Consider the following 15,861-nt stretch of genomic DNA (forward strand, 5'->3'; position numbering starts at 1 on the left):
GGCAGCCAGGTAGTGCCGGCCCGATCCGGTCCCGTGATCACGGCCGTTCGCGCGTACGGGTGTCCCGGGGGTGACGGGACACCGGCCCCCGAGACAGCGGGACACCCCACCGGGCAACCTGTACCGGTGGGAGCTGACCTACGGACGAAGGCACCGGCGGCACCGGAGCGTCCGGCGGGGGAGACGGGCGCCGCCGGAGCCGCCACCGACCGGTGGCTGGCGTACGTCGTGTTCGGGCTCGCCGCCCTGTGCGGCGTACTGACCGTGGCCAGCTTCTGGTGCGACCTGGTCGAACCCGACCTGCCCCGGCCCGGCCCGCTGGACTTCACCGCCTGGTCGTCCACCCTGCCCGGTTTGGCGTTCGCGCTGTCCGGTGCGCTGATCGCGGCCCGGGTGCCCCGGCACCGGATGACCTGGATCCTCACCGGCGGCGGGCTGATCGCCTGCCTGGACGGCTTCGCCGCGACGTACGCGGCCCTGTCCGTCCTCGCCCACGACGGCGGGCTGCCGCTGACCGGCCCGGCGGTGTACGTCGGCGCCCGCTTCGGGCCGATGATCAATCTGGTCGTACCGCTGGTCCTGCTGTTCTTTCCGGACGGTCGGCTGCCGTCGCCCCGCTGGCGGCTGCCGGCGGCGCTGTCGCTGGCCGGCACCGGCACGGCCGTGCTGCTGATGCTCACCGTGCCGTGGGACCTCGTCTCCGGCGGCGAACCAGTCCCGCCCGGCCTGGCCGGGGTGTCCCTCGACCCCGTCACGCCGCCGCTGCCGGCCGGGTTCTGGGCGTCCGCCCAGTACCTCATCCCGGCCTCGCTCCTGGTCAGCCTGGTCGTACCGGTCGCCGCCTTCGCCCGGCGGTTCGGCCAATCGGACCCCGAGCGGCGGGCCCAGTTGCGGTGGATGCTGCTCGCCGGCAGCCTGAGCCTGCCGCTGCTGCCGGTCGCGTTCGTCCTCGGCGGCCAGTTCATCGGCAGCGCGATGTTCGCGCTCTCCATGGTCGCCGTCAGCGCCGCGGTCGCCGTCGCGGTGACCCGCTACCGGCTCTACGACGTCGACGCACTGCTCGGCTGGACCCTGCTCTACGGCCCGCTCGCCGCCGTCATCGTCGCCGTCGACATCGCCGTCTTCGTCGGCGTCGGCACGCTCGTCGACGACCCGGTCGCCGCCGTCGTCGCCGCCGGCTTCGTCGCGGTCCTCTACGGGCCGCTGCGCGCCAGGATGCAGCGCCTGGTCACCCGGCTGCTGCGGGGCCGCGGCGAGCCGTACGACGTCGTCTCCGTCCTGGCCCGGCGGCTGGAGGAGTCCAGCGGGCCGGACGAGCAACTGCTCGCCGTAGCGCGTACGGTCTCCACCGCCTTCCGGTCCCCGTACGTCCGGGTCGAACTGGACCGGGCCGACGGGCGGACGGTCGTCGCCGGGTACGGCACGCCCCGCGACGACGTGGTGGTGCTGCCGTTCGCCTACCGGGGGGTGCCGATCGGGCGGCTCACCCTGCTGGCCCGGCCCGGCAACCGGCTCTCCGACGCCGACCAGCGGCTGCTCGCCGACGTCGTACGGCAGGCCGGCGCGGCGGCCCGGGCGACCGCGCTCACCGAGGAACTGCAGCGCAGCCGGGAGGCGCTGGTGACCGGGGTCGCCGAGGAACGCCGGCGGCTGCGCCGGGACCTGCACGACGGGCTCGGCCCGGCGCTCGCCGCCGCCGCGCTGAAGATCGAGGCCGCGCGGAACGTGGCCCGGCGGGACGTCGCCGGGGCCGACGGCATCCTGACCCAGGTCGCCGGCGACCTGACCGCGGTGCTCGGTGACGTCCGCCGGCTCGTGCACGACCTGCGGCCGCCCGCCCTGGACCAGTTCGGACTCGTCGGCGCGGTCGAGCAGGTGGCCGCCCGGTTCCGTGGCGGACCGCTGGACGTCACCGTCACCACCTCGGGCGATCTGTCGGCGCTGCCGGCGGCGGTCGAGGTCGCCGCGTACCGGATCGTCGGCGAGGCACTGGCGAACGTGTCCCGGCACGCGGCCGCCACCCACTGCACGGTCGAGCTGGCGGCCGGTGACCGTACGCTGCGCGTCGAGATCGCCGACGACGGCCGCGGCGCCGCCCCCGACGCGCTGGTCGGGGTGGGGCTGCTCGGGATGCGGGAGCGCGCCGAGGAACTCGGCGGCGCGTGTACGGTGACGCGTCGTCCTTCCGGAGGAACACTGGTCAGTGCCATGATCCCTTACGGCCGGTCCGTGACTGACGGGGCCGCCGCTGAGGCTTGAGGGAGTTAGCCGGGATGACGCTCCGGGTGCTGGTGGCCGACGACCACCCCGTCTACCGTGACGGGCTACGGATGATGCTGACCTCCACCGGCACCGTCGACGTCGTCGGCGCCGCCGCCGACGGGATCGAGGCGGTCGAGCTGGCCGCCGAGCTGCGTCCCGACGTCGTGGTGATGGATCTCCAGATGCCCCGGCTCGACGGGATCGAGGCGACCCGCCGGGTGCTCGCCGACGCGCCGGCGACCGGCGTGCTCGTGCTGACCATGCACGACGGTGACGAGAGCGTCTTCGCCGCCATGCTCGCCGGCGCCCGCGGCTATCTGCTCAAGGGGGCCAACCAGGACGAGATCCTGCGGGCGATCACCGCGGTCGCCGGCGGGGAGGTCATCTTCGGCCCGGCCCTGGCCGCCCGGGTGACCAGCTACTTCGCCACCCTGGCCACCGCCAGCCGGGCCGACGCCGACCCGTTTCCGCAGCTCACCGCGAGGGAACGGGAGGTGCTGGGGCTGATCGCCGGCGGCCTGTCGAACCGGCAGATCGCCGACCGGCTCTTCCTGTCACCCAAGACGGTCCGCAACAACGTCTCGAACGTCTTCACCAAGCTCCAGGTGGCGGACCGGGCGCAGGCGATCGTCCGGGCCCGGGAGGCCGGGCTGGGCCGGTGACCGACCGGGCCCGCTACCGGGCCGACGCACCCGGACGGGGCGTCACCTGGTGCGGCCCCGTCATCTGCGCGGCTCCGTCACCTGCTGCGGCGGCGTCACCTGGTGCGGCGGCGGACCAGCAGGGCGATGCCGGCCAGGCCCAGGGTGATCACCACCACCACGGCGGCGTTCATCAGCAGCACCTCCCGCAGGTCGGCGAACATCTCGTCGAGATCGTCGCCGGGACGCAGCGCGTCCTCCGGGATCGCCCGCTCGCCACCGCCGATCCCGGCACTGACCGCGTCGTGCTGCTCCGGCAGCGGGGCGCCGGCCACCCGCAGCGCCTCCGGCATGCTCAACCGGCCGAAGAACCACGCCTCGGCGGTCTTGCGCTTGTCGGGCTGCTTGGCCGGACGGAAGGCCCGCGGGCCGCCGCCGGCCAGCGGGTAGAGGTCGTACGTCTCCGTCGCCCGGTCCTCGATGGACACGACCAGGACGTATTTCGGGCCGAGCGTCTCGGGCTTCGGGGCGGCGGCGTGCCAGGCCCGGTCGAGCCAGTTGACCTGGTCCATGACCGCGGTGAAGATCTCCGGCTGCTGCTCGGCGACCACCACGAGCGGTTCGGCGAGATCGTCGCCGCTGATCGTCACCGACGTCGGTGCCGGCGGCACCTCGGGGGCGGCGTGCGCCGCCGGGGCGCCGGGCAGCGCGAACAGGCCCACGGCGAACAGCGCGACCCCGACAATGATTCGACGGCCCACCCCACGGATCACGACCGACCTCCTCGCCCCGTATCGATGGATGGTCTTGCTGGGTCTGGTGCACGTGTTGTCTGCTGTGGCTGGTGAGCGGGTGCCGCGAGGTGCCGGAAAAACCGTCCTCAAAGGCAAAGACGCCACCCGACGTCCCTCGGTTGCACCGGTTGGCGCACTATTTGGAACTATCTGCCATGGCCGACCGACCAACAACTTGAGTCGATCGTTAGCGGCCGAATCGTAACTGCGCGGAGGATGGCATGGGCGGCAGGGTCCACAGGTTGACGGCACTGACGCTCGGCGTCATCGTGGGTGCGCTGAGCGTGTTGTTACTCGCCGGTCCGGCCGCCGCGCACAACTCCTTCACCGGCAGCGACCCGGAGAACGGCGCCACCCTCGACAAGGCGCCGGAGACGGTGCAGCTGCGCTTCCTGTCCCGGCTCGACCCGGCCACCACCAAGGTGACCGTGACCGGACCCGACGGCGCGGCCACCTACGGCGGCGAGCCGACCTTCGACGGCAACCGGGTCACCGTGCCCTTCACCCTCGGGCCGGCCGGGCTCTACACCGTCGCGTACGAGGTGATCTCCGGCGACACCCACCCGATCAAGGGGTCGGTCAAGTTCACGCTCTCCGTCGGCGCGACGCCCAGCGTGCCGCCGACCCCGACCGCCGAGCCGACCACGGCACCCCCGTCGCCGTCGGCCACCCCGTCGCTCGCCCCGGCGGCGGCCGAGAACGAGGACGGCCCGGTGTGGCCCTGGCTGATCGGCGGCCTGGTCGTGCTGGCCGCCGTCGTCGCACTGCTCGCCGTCGGGCTCGCCCGGCGCCGCCGCACCTGACGCCCGGAACGCAGCGGCGGCGGCCGCCAGTGGCGGCCGCCGCCGTGTCCTAAGTGGAGCGGATCAGCCCAGCCGGGCGATCGCGTCGCGCAGCCGGGCCGCGGTCCGCTCCCGGCCCAGCACCTCGACCGACTCGAAGAGCGGCAGGCCGACCGTACGGCCGGTGACCGCGACGCGTACCGGGGCCTGGGCCTTGCCGAGCTTCAGCCCGCGCTGCGCGCCGACCTCCTCCAGCGCCGCCTTCAGCGCGTCGGCCGTCCAGTCCGGCAGCGCCTCGAAGGCGGCCAGCGCGGCGGTGAGCAGGTCGGCGGCGCCCTCCTTCATCGCCTTGGCCCACGCCGCCTCGTCGGCCGGGGGCGTCGACAGGAACAGGAAGTCGACGTTCGGCACGATCTCGCTCAGCACCGCGATCCGGGTCTGGGCCAGCGGCGCGACGGCGGCGAACGCCACCGGGTCGAAGTCCTCCGGCCGCCACGGCGGCGCGGCGATCGACTCCGTACCGGTCAGCCACGGGTCGCAGGCGGCGACGAACTCCTCGACCGGCAGTGCGCGGATGTAGTCGCCGTTGAAGGCCCGCAGCTTCTTCTCGTCGAAGAAGGCCGGGGACGGGTTCACCTCCTCCAGCCGGAACTCGTCCTCGATCACCGACCACGGCACGATCTCCCGGTCGCCGGACGGCGCCCAGCCGAGCAGCATCAGGTAGTTGCGCATCGCGTCGGCGAGATAGCCCTCGTCGCGGTAGGCCTCCAGGGCCACCTTGTCGCGGCGCTTCGACAGCTTCTGCCGCTTCTCGTTGACCACCACCGGCACATGCGCCCAGACCGGGGGGCGGGCCCCCAGCGCCTCCCACAGCAGCTGCTGCTTCGGCGTGTTGGGCAGGTGCTCCTCGGCCCGGATCACGTGGGTGATGCCCATGGTCATGTCGTCGACGACGTTGGCGAGCAGGAAGACCGCCGACCCGTCGCCACGGGCGATCACGAAGTCCTCGATCAGCTTGTTCTCGAACGTCGGCTCGCCCCGGATCAGGTCGACGACCTGGGTCGCCCCGTCGTCCGGCGTACGGAACCGCAGTGCCCGGCCCTCGCCGGGACCGAGGCCCCGGTCGCGGCAGAAGCCGTCGTAGCCCTGGTACTGCGAACCGGTGCGGGCCTGGACCGCCTCCCGGGTGCAGTCGCAGTAGTAGGCGAGGCCGCCGGAGTGCAGCTTTTCGGCGGCGGCGCGGTGCTCGCCCGCGTTCGCCGACTGGAAGTACGGACCCTCGTAGCCGCCCCGTTCGATGCCGATCCAGTCGAGGGCGTCGAGGATGCCCTCGGTCCACTCGGGCCGGTTGCGGGCGGCGTCGGTGTCCTCGATCCGCAGGACGAAGACCCCGCCCTGCTGCTTGGCGTAGATCCAGTTCTGGAGGGCCGACCGGGCACCGCCGACGTGGAACATTCCAGTCGGAGAAGGGGCGAAGCGTACGCGTACCGTCACACCCCCAGCCTACGGGCGGCACCGGGGCCGGCCGCCACCAGGTTTCCCCCGTCACGTTCCGGTCGCGCCGTGCCGCGTGGGCGGTACCGTCTTCGCCGGACCACGGCCGGGCACGCGCCGGGGGTGGGTACGGCGCGGGAGGGACCGCCGGTGGAGGAAGTCTCGACGGCGGTCGCCGGCCCGGCGCCGGGCGGGCCCGTACCGCCACCCGTCGGCCGGCCGGGTTGGCGCCGGCCGCTACGCCGGATGCCGGCCGCGCTGCGCCGCGCCGGCACCCTCGACGGGCTGGCCGTCGCCGCCCTGGCCGCCGGGGCGCTGTTCGTCGCGACCGGCCTGCTGCCCACGGCCGACGCGCTGGCCACCGTCGGCCGGACCGGCCCGCTGCTGGTCTTCCTGGTGGCGGTGGTCGTACTCGCCGAACTCACCGCCCGGGCACAGGTCTTCGACGCCGTCGCGGTCCGGATCGCGATCCTCGGCCGGGGCCGGCGGTGGGCGCTGTTCGCGCTGCTCGTGACGTTCGCGACGCTGACCACGATCTTCCTGAACCTGGACACGACGGCGGTCCTGCTGACGCCGGTCATGCTGGCCGTGGCCGCCCGGCTCGGGATCGTCGCCCTGCCGCTGGCGATGACCACGGTGTGGCTGGCCAACACGGCGAGCCTGCTGCTGCCCGTGTCGAACCTGACGAACCTGCTCGCCGCCGACCGGCTCGGACTGCCGGTGGCCGCGTTCGCCGGGCGGATGGCCGCTCCGCAACTCGTCGCCGTGCTGGCGACCGCCGCCTGCCTCTGGCTGCTGCACTGGCGGCGGGACGCCGCCGCCCGCTACCCGGTGCCGGTGCCGCACCGGCCGGCGGACCCGGTGCTGTTCCGGGTCGCCGCGGCGGCGTGCGTCCTGTTCGTGGCCGGCATCGTCGCCGGGGTCACGCTGGCCGCCGTCTCGATCGCCTGCGCCGTCGTGGTGCTGGTCGCCTTCGCGGTACGCGACCGGGCCGCCATCGGTTGGAGCCTGCTCCCGTGGCGGCTGCCGGTGCTGGTCACCGGCCTCTTCCTGATCGTGGAGACGGTCGGCCGGCACGGCCTGTCCAGCCTGCTGGCGGCGCTCGTCGGCACCGATCCCGGCCCGGCCGGGATCGGGCTGGCCGCCGCCGTCGGCGCCGTCCTGGCCAACCTGCTGAACAACCTGCCGGCGTACGTCGCCGGCGAGGCGGTGGTGCCGGCCGGGCACACCGACCAGTTGCTCGGGCTGCTGCTCGGGGTGAACGTGGGACCGCTGGTGCTGCCGTGGGCGTCCCTGGCGACCCTGCTGTGGCTGGAGCGCTGCCGGGCGGCCGGGCTGGCGGTGCCCTGGCGGCGGTTCCTGCTCACCGGCCTGGTCACCGCCGTCGTCGTGTTGGCCACCGCCGTCCCCGCCCTGCTCCTGACCGCCGGCTAGCCGCAGGGACCTCCCGCCCTCTGGCCGCCTCCTTGATCGCGGTGATCAGGGAGTTTGCGCCCCGACGCGCCGACGACACGCGCGTCCTGGTCCCTGATCACGGGGATCATGGGATCAGGGGACGGAGCGGATCTTCAGGACCAGGGCGCTGCCCAGCAGGGTCACCGCGGCGGTCACCGCGTAGAGGGTGGGGTAGCCGCCGAGGTAGACGACCATCGGGGCGGACAGGGCGGGGCCGAGGACCTGGGGGGCGGAGTTGGCGATGTTGATGACCCCCAGGTCGCGGGCCCGGTCGGTCGCCTTCGGCAGCACCTGGGTGATCAGCGCGGCGTCGATCGCGAGGTAGACGCCGTACCCGGCGCCGAGCAGCACGGCGGCGACCATCGCCGCCGGCCAGACCGGCCACACGGCGAGCAGCAGCGCCGCCACCGCCATGGTCACCCCGGACCAGACGACGAACACCTTGCGCCGGCCGGACCGGTCGGACAGCCGCCCGCCGACCACGGCCGTGGCCATCAGCCCGGCCGTGTAGAGCAGGATCAGCACCAGCAGGCCGAACTCCGGGTCGGCGTAGCGGACCCGGTCGGTGAGGAAGTAGAGCAGGTAGAGGGTGCCGAGCGCGTTGCCGAGCTGCACCAGGAAGCGGGTGCCGAAGGCCCAGGCGAAGTCCGGGTGACGGCGCGGGCTGACCCACATCCCGGCGACCAGCCGGCGCCAGCGCAGCACCGCCCGGTGCGTACGCGGCAGGACGTCGTCGGCGGTGAACAGGGTGAACGGCAGCGCCAGCACGACCACGGCGACGGCGATCGCGACGTAGCCGGCGGCGTTGCCGGTGAACACGGTCGTCACCAGCACCACGCCGACGACCAGGCCGAGCGCCTGCGGAATGCCGACCCACCCGGAGACACCGCCGCGTTGGGCGACCGGCACCCGGTCCGGTACGGCCGCGGTGAGCGTGGCCAGCATCGCGTTGAGACAGACCTGCGCGGCGACCCAGGCCACCGTCACGCCGAGGATGGTGTGCTGCCCGGCCAACAGCACCAGCGACGCCGCGCCGAGCAGCGCGCCGACCGCGGTCCAGACGTGCCGCCGGCCGAACTCGCGGCCGCCGACCCGCGGGCAGGTGCGGTCGGACAGGGCGCCGGCGAGCGGGTTCGCGACGATCGCGGCGAGCGCGCCGATCCCGGTCACCCAGGCCAGCATGGTCTCCTTGCGGGCCGGGTCGATCGCCTCGACCTGTTGCGGCAGCAGCACCTGGATCGGGGTGAAGAAGGCCATCCACAGGCCCAGGTTGGCGCTGAAGAGCAGGGCCACCCAGCTTCGGCGTACGGGGGTCGTGGGGTCGGCGAGAGCGGCGGGCAGCGCCGCGGGCGTGGGTTCGAGCGTCGTCACCGGCGGGCCTGGCGGATCGCGTCGCGATACCAGGCGTACGAGGTCTTCGGGGTGCGGACCTGGGTGTCGAAGTCGACGTGGACCAGGCCGAAGCGCTGGCTGAAGCCCTCGGCCCACTCGAAGTTGTCGAGCAGCGACCAGACGAAGTAGGCGCGCACGTCGGCGCCCTCGTCGATCGCGTCCCGTACCGCGCGCAGGTGGCCGTCGAGGTAGGCGATCCGGTCCGGGTCGGCGCAGTCGCCGTCCGGTCCGACCACGTCCGGGTAGGAGCAGCCGCTCTCGGTGACGTACAGCGGCGGCAGCGCGTCGCCGTACCGCCGGGTCAGCGTGACCAGGATGTCACGCAGGCCCTCGGGGACGACCGGCCAGCCGAACCCGGTGGTCGGGTAGCCGTCGAGCTGGACCATCTCGAACGGCAGCGGGTGGCCCTCGTCGGGAGCCCGGATGCCGGTCGGGTTGTAGTAGTTGACGCCGATCCCGTCGATCGGCGTGGCGATCACGTCGAGGTCGCCGTCGTGGACGACGGACAGGTCGAAGTCGATCTCGGTCGGATAGCCGAGCCCGAGGACCGGGTCGGTGAACAGCCGGTTGTGCAGCGCGTCGTACGCGGCGACGGCAGCCCGGTCGGCGGCGGTGTCGCCGCAGGCGTGCACGGGGGAGTAGTTGTTGGTGAGCGCCACCGGGCTGCCGGAGTGGGCGCGGACCGCGGCGACCGCCAGGCCGTGCCCGAGCAACTGGTGGTGGGTGGTCGGGAAGGCGTCGAAGAGCATCATCCGGCCGGGGGCGTGGACCCCCATGGCGTAGCCGTAGGTCATGTGCACGACCGGCTCGTTCAGCGTGACCCACAACTTGATCCGGTCGCCGAGCGCGGCGGCGACCAGGGCGCTGTAGTCGGCGAACCGGTAGGCGGTGTCGCGGTCCATCCAGCCGCCGCGGTCTTCCAGCGCCTGCGGCAGGTCCCAGTGGAAGAGGGTGGCGACCGGGTCGATGCCGGCGGCCAGCACGGTGTCGACGAGCCGGTCGTAGAACGCCAGCCCGGTCGGGTTGGCCGGGCCGGTGCCGTCCGGCTGGACGCGCGGCCAGGCGACCGAGAACCGGTACGCGTCGGTGCCGAGGCCGGCCATCAGGGCGACGTCCTCGGGATAGCGGTGGTAGTGGTCGCAGGCCACGTCACCGGTGCTGCCGTCGGCGATCTGGCCGGGCTCGTGGGTGAAGGTGTCCCAGATGGACGGTCCGCGCCCGCCGGTGTCGGCCGCACCCTCGACCTGGTAGGCCGAGGTGGCCACCCCGAAGGTGAAGCCGGTCGGAAAGGCCGGTAGCGGTGGCAGGGCCATTTCGGGCTCCTCAAACGCGAAAGATGCTCGGACTCTATGCCTCGCCCCGTCCGGTCGGAAGCCCCGGTTTTGTCGACAACACGTCTTCGACCCGGCGTGTCGGGCCGCCGCGCCGATGCCGTCGGTCGCGCCGGCGCCGTCCGCCCGGATCGCCGGGGGCGGCCGCGCGGCGCTGCGGAAATGGCCGAGGGCCCGCCGGCCGGTCCCCGGTGGAGCGGGACCGCGGCCGACAGGCCCTCGATCGGTGTGCCGAAATCCCTACGAGTCGCCGCCGGTCTCGCCGACCGGGGCGGCGTTGACGTCGTCGATCGCGTACTTCTTGGCCGCCTCGGCCGGAACCGACACCGGCACCTCACCGCGCCGGGCGAGCTGGGCCAGCGTCGCCACGGCCACCGACTCGGCGTCGACGTGGAAGTGCCGGCGCAGCGCGTGCCGGGTGTCGGAGAGCCCGAACCCGTCGGTGCCCAGCGACGTGTAGTCGCCCGGCACCCAGCGCGCGATCAGGTCGGGCACCGCCCGCATCCAGTCGCTGACCGCCACGACCGGGCCGGCCGCGTCGGCGAGCTTGCTGGCGATGTACGGCACCTTCGGCTCGGCGCCGAGGTTGAGCAGGTTGTGCTCCTCGCACTCGACCGCGTCACGGCGCAGTTCGGTCCACGAGGTGACCGACCAGACGTCGGCGGCCACCCCCCAGTCCTGGGCCAGCAACTGCTGCGCCTTCAGCGCCCACTGCATGCCCGTACCGGAGGCGAGGATGTTGGCCCGCGGCGCGGAGCCGTCGCCGCCCGACACCGACGGTGCCGCGGCGTAGCGGTAGATGCCGCGCAGCAGCCCCTCGACGTCGACGTTCTCCGGCTCCGCCGGCTGCACGATCGGCTCGTTGTAGACGGTGAGGTAGTAGAAGATGTTCTCCTGCTCCTCGCCGTACATCCGGTGCAGGCCGTTCTCCACGATGTGCGCGATCTCGAACGCGAACGCCGGGTCGTACGCCACCACGGCCGGGTTGGTCGCGGCGAGCAGGTGCGAGTGGCCGTCCTCGTGCTGCAGGCCCTCACCATTGAGCGTGGTGCGCCCGGCGGTCGCGCCGAGCACGAAGCCGCGCGCCATCTGGTCGGCCGCCGCCCAGAACGCGTCGCCGGTGCGCTGGAACCCGAACATCGAATAGAAGATGTAGAGCGGGATCATCGGCTCGCCGTGCGTGGCGTACGAGGTGCCGGCGGCGGTGAACGAGGCGACCGAGCCGGCCTCGTTGATCCCCTCGTGCAGGATCTGGCCGGCGGTGGACTCCTTGTACGACAGGAACAGCTCGCGGTCGACCGACGTGTACTTCTGCCCGTGCGGCGAGTAGATCTTGCGGGTCGGGAAGAGCGAGTCCATGCCGAACGTGCGGGCCTCGTCCGGGATGATCGGCACCCAGCGGGCCCCGAACTCCTTGTCCTTCATCACGTCCTTGAGCAGCCGGACGAAGGCCATCGTGGTGGCGATCTTCTGCTTGCCCGAGCCGCGCTTGACGTCGCCGAACTGCTTCGACTCCGGGATGGCCAGCGGGACCGTCTTGGTCCGCCGGCTCGGCACGAACCCGCCGAGCTGGTTGCGCCGCTCCTGCAGGTACTGCATCTCGTCGGACTTCTCACCGGGGTGGAAGTACGGCGGCAGGTAGGGGTTCTCCTCCAACTGCTTGTCGGAGATGTCGAGGAAGAGCCGGTCGCGGAACGTCTTCAGGTCGTCCAGCGTCAGCTTCTTCATCTGGTGCGTGGCGTTGCGGCCCTCGAAGTGCTGGCCGAGCGTCCAGCCCTTGATCGTCTTGGCCAGGATGACCGTCGGCTGCCCGGTGTGCTCGCTGGCCGCCTTGTACGCCGCGTAGAGCTTGCGGTAGTCGTGCCCGCCCCGCTTGAGGTTCCAGATCTCGTCGTCGGACAGGTGCTCGACCATCTTGCGGGTGCGCGGGTCGCGGCCGAAGAAGTGCTCCCGTACGTACGCCCCGGACTCCGCCTTGTAGGTCTGGTAGTCACCGTCCGGGGTGGTGTTCATCAGGTTGACCAGCGCGCCGTCGGTGTCGGCGGCGAGCAGCGGGTCCCACTCACGGCCCCAGACGACCTTGATCACGTTCCAGCCGGCGCCCCGGAAGAACGCCTCCAGCTCCTGCATGACCTTGCCGTTGCCGCGTACCGGCCCGTCGAGCCGCTGCAGGTTGCAGTTGATCACGAAGGTGAGGTTGTCCAGCTCCTCGCGGGCGGCCAGACCGATCGCGCCCAGCGACTCCGGCTCGTCCATCTCACCGTCGCCGAGGAACGCCCATACGTTCTGGTCGGACGTGTCCTTGATGCCACGGTTGTGCAGGTAGCGGTTGAACCGGGCCTGGTAGACGGCGTTGATGCCGCCCAGCCCCATCGACACCGTCGGGAACTCCCAGAAGTCCGGCATCAGCCGCGGGTGCGGGTACGACGGCAGCCCGCCACCCAGACCGGCGTGCGACAGTTCCTGCCGGAACCCGTCGAGCCGGTCCTGCGACAGCCGGCCCTCGAGGAAGGCGCGGGCGTACATGCCGGGGGAGGCGTGGCCCTGGAAGAAGATGTGGTCGCCGCCGCCGGGGTGGTTCTTGCCGCGGAAGAAGTGGTTCATGCCCACCTCGTAGAGCGACGCGGCGCTGGCGTAGGTGGAGATGTGTCCACCGACCCCGATCTCGGGCCGCTGCGCGCGGTGCACCACCATCGCGGCGTTCCACCGGATGTAGGCCCGGATCCGCCGCTCGACCGCCTCGTCACCGGGGAACCACGGTTCCCGCTCGGGGGTGATCGTGTTGATGTAGTCGGTGGTGGTCAGCGGCGGTACGCCGACCTGACGCTCGCGCGCCCGCTCCAGCAGGCGCAGCATGACGTAGCGGGCGCGCTTGGCGCCGCGATCGTCGATCACCCCGTCGAGTGACTCGACCCATTCGCTGGTCTCTTCAGGGTCGATGTCCGGAAGCTGGCTCGGTAGGCCGTCGCTGATCACCGGGCGCTTGCGTTCCGTGGCCACAGGCGTTCCCTCGGTTGTGTGTGTGGGATAGGTCTCTAGCGCCATCCTGCCTTCTCATGCCCGGTCCCGTCACGTCTAGGAGCGTCAGACGCGACGCTCGACACAGGTACCGGCCGGTAACTTCCTGGCAACAGCTTTGTCAGCTATCGGACGCGTTGGATGTCGAGGAATGGGCTTACCCGGCGGATCGGGGGTCTACAGGCCCGATCGTGCCGGTGCGGGAGTGCGCGTGTGGGGTGTGCTCGTGCGGGTCGTGTCCGTGTGGGCGTGCCCGTGCCGGTCGCGGCCGGCGCGCGGCTCAGCCGGCCAGGCGTGCGGGTCAGCCGGCCAGGCGTGCGGGTCAGCCGGCCAGGAAGGAGAAGCGCACCTCGCGCGAGGGGTTGTCGCCGTTGGGATCGACCAGGCAGATCGACTGCCAGGTGCCGAGCATCAGCCGGCCGCCGAGCACCGGCACCGTCGCGTACGGCGCCACGAACGCCGGCATCACGTGGTCGCGACCGTGCCCGGGCGACCCGTGCCGGTGCCGCCAGCGGTTGTCGGCCGGCAGCACCGCGTCCAGCGCCGTGATCAGGTCGTCGTCGGACCCCGACCCGGTCTCGATGATCGCCACTCCGGCCGTCGCGTGCGGGACGAACACGTGCAGCAGCCCGTCACCGGCGCCGTCGACGAACCGCTCGGCCTGGGCGGTGATGTCCGAGACGGTGGGCCGGGTGCCGGTCCGGACCGTGATGACCTCGCTTCGCATACCGGCCAGTCTGCACCCGAACCCGGACCGCCGCGCCCCGCCCGCCCACGGCAGCGGCATGACCAGGCCGGTGCGCAGCGGCCTGTGATGATCGTCTGCTGCTGGGACAGCCGACACGCCGCCCGACGAACGCCTGAACCGCAGACGATCATCGACCCACCCACCCGCCCGCCCGCGCCCCACACCCGCGCCCGGCGCCCGCGCCCCGCCGACGGCCGGCGCGAAGCGCAGCCACGCCCACGCGCCACACCCCAAGATCGCGCGCTCGCGGGCGGCCGGTGTCGCAACTGTTGGTTAGCCTCGCCCCGTGACCACTCCTGCGCCAGCCCCCGAGCTCGACGCGCCGATCGTGGCCGTCACCGTCTATCCCGACCGGGCCCGCGTGACCCGTCGCGGCACCGTCACCCTGCCCGCCGGCGAGCACCGGGTCCGGGTCGGCCCGCTGCCGGTCGGCCTGCACCGCGACTCGGTACGGGTCGGCGGGCACGGCCCGGCCACGGTGCTCGGCGTCGACGTCGTCAAGCACCACCAGGCGCGGACCGCCGACCCGCTCGCCGCGCAGCTGGAGGAGCGCCGCCGGGTCCTCTCCGGCGAGCTGGCCGAGCTGGCCGACGCCGACGCGGTGGAGAACCACCGCTCCGAGTTCTTCACCCTGCTCGCCCAGCGGGCCGGCGGCACCTACGCCCGCGCGCTCGCCAGCGGCGACGCCGCCCCCGTCGACGTCGCCGCCTTCGCCGACACGTTCGCCGAGCTGCTCGGCGCCAGCAAGTCCCGCCAGCGCGGCACCACCCGCCGTCGGGACGAGGCCCGCGACGAGGTCGCCGCCATCGACCGCCAGCTCAAGGCGCTCGCCGAGCGGCGCCACCCCGACCAGCTCTTCGCCGCGGTCACCGTCGAGGTCGGCGCCGCCGACGCCGAGGTCCAGCTCGAACTGACGTACGTGGTCGGCAACGCAGGCTGGAAGTCGTCGTACGACGTACGGCTCGACGACGGCCCGGCCCGGCCGGGTGAGGCGCCGGCCGAACGGCTCACGCTGACCTGGTTCGGCCTGGTCACCCAGCGCACCGGCGAGGACTGGCCGGAGTGCGACCTGACTCTGTCCACCGCCCGCCCCGCCGACACCGCCACCGTGCCCGAGCTGCGGCCGTGGCTGCTCGACCGGGTCCGGCCGATGGCGGTGGGCGCCGAGCCGATGTTCGGCGCCGCGGTGGCGGGCATGCCGGCACCGGCCGCGCCCTCCGGGCCACCGCCGGGGGCGAGGCCGCGCACCGGCGGCGCCCCGCCGCCACCGGTCCTGGAGCGGGCCGCGGCCGTCGAGCAGGGTCCGTCGGCGGCCACCTACCGGCCGACCCGTCCGGTGGCCGTACCGGCCGACGGCAGCGCCCACCGGGCGACCGTGGCCGTGCTCGACCTGGCGACGGCGCTCGACTACGTCACCGCGCCCGTGCAGTCGACCGACGCGCACCTGCGGGCCACCGCGGTCAACTCCTCGGTGCACACCCTGCTGCCCGGCCCCGCCTCGGTCTTCCACGGCGGCGACTTCGTCGGCAGCACCCTGCTGGAGACGTGGGCGCCGGGCGAGGAGGTCGAGCTGGCACTCGGCCGCGACGACCGGGTACGCGTCGAGCGGGAGCGGATCCGGCGCAGCGCGAGCAAGGCGACGCTCGGCTCGACCCGGCGGCGCGAGGTCGAATACCGCATCTCGGTCGCCAACCACACCCCGCGCCCGGCCCGGGTGACCGTCCTCGACCAGTTGCCGGTGTCACTCGACGAGGCGATCGTCGTGCGTGACATCCGTCTCGAACCGCCGCCGGCCGAACGTACCGACATGGGTGAACTGACCTGGCGGCTGGGGATCCCACCGGGCGAATCCCGCGAGGTCTTCCTGGGTATCCGGGTCGAGACGAAGTCGGTGGAGCTGTCCGGCTGGCGTGAATAGCGACATTCGCCGAGTGGCCGGCCGGC

General features: G+C 73.0%; 11 protein-coding genes. 5 read left to right on the forward strand and 6 right to left on the reverse strand.

Features of this window, described 5'->3' with window-relative positions; genetic code table 11:
* Positions 1-126 precede the first annotated feature (126 nt).
* Positions 127-2,259: a sensor histidine kinase gene (locus tag AB0M79_RS08305; protein ID WP_364209486.1), complete on the forward strand. Its 2,133-nt coding sequence runs from the start codon at positions 127-129 to the stop codon at positions 2,257-2,259.
* A 14-nt stretch (positions 2,260-2,273) separates the two neighbouring features.
* A complete protein-coding gene (locus tag AB0M79_RS08310) occupies positions 2,274-2,924 on the forward strand; it encodes a response regulator transcription factor (RefSeq protein ID WP_364209489.1) in 651 nt (216 codons plus the stop codon).
* Between the two features lie 95 nt (positions 2,925-3,019).
* Here the strand turns inward: AB0M79_RS08310 and AB0M79_RS08315 are convergent, their stop codons facing one another.
* A complete protein-coding gene (locus AB0M79_RS08315) occupies positions 3,020-3,676 on the reverse strand; it encodes a hypothetical protein (protein WP_364209492.1) in 657 nt (218 codons plus the stop codon).
* Positions 3,677-3,939: 263 nt separating this feature from the next.
* Between AB0M79_RS08315 and AB0M79_RS08320 the strand changes: the two genes are divergently transcribed.
* Positions 3,940-4,500, forward strand: coding sequence for a copper resistance CopC family protein (locus AB0M79_RS08320; protein WP_364209495.1), 561 nt, complete (start codon positions 3,940-3,942; stop codon positions 4,498-4,500).
* 63 nt (positions 4,501-4,563) lie between these two features.
* On the opposite strand, the gene gltX is transcribed toward AB0M79_RS08320, so the two are convergent.
* The gene (gene gltX, locus AB0M79_RS08325; protein ID WP_364209498.1) at positions 4,564-5,973 is read right to left on the reverse strand and encodes a glutamate--tRNA ligase; all 1,410 of its coding nucleotides are present in this window, start codon (positions 5,971-5,973) and stop codon (positions 4,564-4,566) included.
* A gap of 150 nt (positions 5,974-6,123) precedes the next feature.
* Here gltX and AB0M79_RS08330 point away from each other — a divergent pair, with 150 nt between their 5' ends.
* On the forward strand, positions 6,124-7,407 hold the full coding sequence (locus tag AB0M79_RS08330) for an SLC13 family permease (RefSeq protein ID WP_364209501.1): 1,284 nt from the start codon (positions 6,124-6,126) through the stop codon (positions 7,405-7,407).
* A 114-nt stretch (positions 7,408-7,521) separates the two neighbouring features.
* Here the strand turns inward: AB0M79_RS08330 and AB0M79_RS08335 are convergent, their stop codons facing one another.
* From AB0M79_RS08335 to AB0M79_RS08350, 4 genes are all read right to left on the reverse strand, one after another.
* Positions 7,522-8,799, reverse strand: a complete 1,278-nt coding sequence (locus AB0M79_RS08335; RefSeq protein ID WP_364209504.1) for an MFS transporter — start codon at positions 8,797-8,799, stop codon at positions 7,522-7,524.
* Positions 8,796-10,133, reverse strand: a complete 1,338-nt coding sequence (locus tag AB0M79_RS08340; RefSeq protein WP_364209507.1) for a GH1 family beta-glucosidase — start codon at positions 10,131-10,133, stop codon at positions 8,796-8,798. The genes AB0M79_RS08335 and AB0M79_RS08340 overlap by 4 nt, the downstream gene beginning before the upstream one ends.
* Positions 10,134-10,391: 258 nt before the next feature.
* On the reverse strand, positions 10,392-13,151 hold the full coding sequence (gene aceE, locus AB0M79_RS08345) for a pyruvate dehydrogenase (acetyl-transferring), homodimeric type (protein ID WP_364209510.1): 2,760 nt from the start codon (positions 13,149-13,151) through the stop codon (positions 10,392-10,394).
* 340 nt (positions 13,152-13,491) lie between these two features.
* A complete protein-coding gene (locus tag AB0M79_RS08350; RefSeq protein WP_212821356.1) occupies positions 13,492-13,896 on the reverse strand; it encodes a YjbQ family protein in 405 nt (134 codons plus the stop codon).
* Between the two features lie 307 nt (positions 13,897-14,203).
* On the opposite strand from AB0M79_RS08350, the gene AB0M79_RS08355 reads away from it, so the two are divergent.
* Entirely contained in the window at positions 14,204-15,835 is a 1,632-nt protein-coding gene (locus tag AB0M79_RS08355; RefSeq protein WP_364209514.1) for a mucoidy inhibitor MuiA family protein, read from the forward strand.
* Positions 15,836-15,861: the final 26 nt, after the last annotated feature.

The sequence above is a fragment of the Polymorphospora sp. NPDC051019 genome, from assembly GCF_040683055.1.
Classification (GTDB): Bacteria; Actinomycetota; Actinomycetes; order Mycobacteriales; family Micromonosporaceae; genus Polymorphospora; species Polymorphospora lycopeni.

Coding starts and splice junctions, on each gene's coding strand:
- AB0M79_RS08310 (WP_364209489.1), top strand. CDS start 2,274: ATGACGCTCCGGGTGCTGGTGGCCGACGACCACCCCGTCTACCGTGAC.
- AB0M79_RS08340 (WP_364209507.1), bottom strand. CDS start 10,133: ATGGCCCTGCCACCGCTACCGGCCTTTCCGACCGGCTTCACCTTCGGG.
- AB0M79_RS08350 (WP_212821356.1), bottom strand. CDS start 13,896: ATGCGAAGCGAGGTCATCACGGTCCGGACCGGCACCCGGCCCACCGTC.